The organism is uncultured Dialister sp. (assembly GCF_900541605.1).
Lineage (GTDB): Bacteria > Bacillota > Negativicutes > Veillonellales > Dialisteraceae > Dialister.
Genome location: NZ_UQKJ01000204.1, coordinates 1 through 2,168 on the forward strand (window position 1 = coordinate 1; position 2,168 = coordinate 2,168).

General features: G+C 53.6%; 2 protein-coding genes and 1 pseudogene. All 3 read left to right on the plus strand.

Annotation, left to right across the window (positions count from 1 at the left end):
- Positions 1-193: pseudogene (locus QZR21_RS09050) on the plus strand (hypothetical protein); the annotation flags it as partial.
- The gene (gene rimI / locus QZR21_RS09055) at positions 166-630 is read left to right on the plus strand and encodes a ribosomal protein S18-alanine N-acetyltransferase (RefSeq protein ID WP_296098066.1); all 465 of its coding nucleotides are present in this window, start codon (positions 166-168) and stop codon (positions 628-630) included. The pseudogene QZR21_RS09050 and the gene rimI, both read left to right, overlap by 28 nt.
- A 442-nt stretch (positions 631-1,072) precedes the next feature.
- Positions 1,073-2,095, plus strand: a complete 1,023-nt coding sequence (gene tsaD, locus QZR21_RS09060) for a tRNA (adenosine(37)-N6)-threonylcarbamoyltransferase complex transferase subunit TsaD (protein WP_296098063.1) — start codon at positions 1,073-1,075, stop codon at positions 2,093-2,095.
- The last annotated feature ends 73 nt before the right edge of the window (positions 2,096-2,168 follow it).

Consider the following 2,168-nt stretch of genomic DNA (forward strand, 5'->3'; position numbering starts at 1 on the left):
CGTGGCCATGGCGAAACGGCTCGTTTTCGGCACCGTAGGCATCGATATGATCGCACGGGCGGGAAGCGTGGCTCTGGCAGGACTGAAGAGGCTGTCGGCGGGTGAGAAGGATGATCCCCTCCAGCTTCTTCCCAATTATATAAGGAGAAGTGAGGCGGAAGTACTGTGGGAGAAACGGCACGGGAAATCCTGATTGAGCGGGCTGATACCACCCATGTCCACGATATTTTTGAAATCGGGAAGCTCTGCTTTTCCGATGCCTGGCGGGAAGAGACGGTGTTCCATGATATGGAGGGCCCCCAGAGTGAGTACTTCATTGCAAAGGTAGATGGAAAGGTGGCGGGCTACGGCTGTTTCTGGTTCGTCCTGGACGAAGGGCAGCTGGTCAATATCGGCGTGCACCCGGAATTCCGGCGGCTCGGCATAGGCGCCCGCCTTCTGGAAGCAGGTCTTGCGGAATGCAGGAAACGGGCCATGAAAACCCTGTTTCTGGAAGTCCGTACCAGCAATGAAAAAGCACAGAACCTGTACCGGAAATACGGCTTCAAGGTACTGGGCCTCCGGAAGGGGGTCTATGACCTTCCAAAGGAAGATGGATATATTATGGAAGTGGAGGTTGTGAAGGGCTAAGATTCAGGTCTAGGTCTAGGTCTAGGTCTAGATCCAGGCGGTCAGCCTGCGGCGAATCAACTTTACTGGAGGCTGACAGCTAGGGAAGCGCTGATTAATTCGCAGAGTCAGATTTCATAAGGATTTTTATGCACTGCTTCGTCATAACTCTCCTTAAATAGCTCGCTATTCGCGTCGAGTTATTCCTTGCATTGCATAAAAATCCAAGAATGAAATCTGACAACGATTTAATCAGTGCTTCCCTAGTAGCTAGAAGTCTTCACACGGTCGCATGGTGCTCAACCATTAGTTCGCGGCGAAGCCGCGAAATCGGTATATATACTTGCGGCGCCTTCCCATTTGTGCGCCGCACCCTCATTCCTCATTCCTCATTCCTGATTTTTGACGCTATCTTCTTCATCCCCATTATTCCTCCGCAGTTTCTAGCAATATAAGGAGTATTATGAAAATATTATCATTTGAATCGAGCTGTGATGAAACATCCTGTGCAGTTATCGAAGACGGGCGGCATATCCTGTCCGATGTGATTTCCACACAGGTGCCGATTCACAAAAAGTTTGGCGGCGTGGTTCCGGAAATTGCCTCCCGCCACCATATAGAAGATGTACTGCCTGTGGCCATCGAAGCACTGGAGCAGGCAGGAGCGGACTGGAAGGATATGGATGCCATCGCCGTGACCCAGGGGCCCGGTCTGGTGGGCGCTCTCCTTGTGGGCGTGGCAGCGGCAAAAGCGGCGGCCTGGGCGCTGGATAAGCCACTCATCGCGGTGAACCATATGGAAGGCCATATTTTTGCAAACCTTCTCCAGTACCCGGACCTGGAGCCCCCATTCCTGTCCCTCGTCGTTTCCGGCGGCCATACCATGATCGTCATCGTGAAGGACTACAATACATTCCAGCTCCTGGGACAGACCAGGGACGATGCGGCAGGGGAGGCTTTCGACAAGATTGCCCGGGTCATGGGGTACCCCTATCCCGGCGGTCCCCATATCGACCGGATGGCACAGGAAGGAAATCCTGATGCCATCACATTCCCCATGGGCCTCGGGAAAGAGCATACCTTTGATTTCTCCTTCAGCGGGCTGAAATCGGCGGTCATTAATTACCTGAATACGGCGAAGATGAAGAAGGAAGAGGTCAACTATAAGGACGTGGCTGCTTCCTTCCAGAAAGCGGTGGTTGATGTTCTCGTAGAAAAAGCGATGAAAGCGGCGGAAAAGACGGGGTATAAAACCATCGCCCTTGCCGGCGGCGTAGCGGCGAACAGCGGCCTTCGGAAAGCTCTGAAGGCGGCCTGTGACAAGCGGGGCATCCGCATGTGCCGGCCAGACCCTGTACTCTGTACGGATAACGGCGCCATGATCGGCTGCCGGGCTTACTACATGGCCCAGGCCGGTGATTTCGCCCCCATGAACCTGAACGCCGACCCCAGGCTTCCGTTCCTGGCTGACCAGGTGAAGCTGTAAGGCTATTCGTGCGGGGGCTTTTAAGGAAGCACTGATTAAATCGTTGTCAGATTTCATTCTTGGATTTTTATGC

Excerpts from the sequence above, each read along its gene's own strand:
- tsaD (WP_296098063.1), top strand. The coding sequence starts at position 1,073 with ATGAAAATATTATCATTTGAATCGAGCTGTGATGAAACATCCTGTGCA.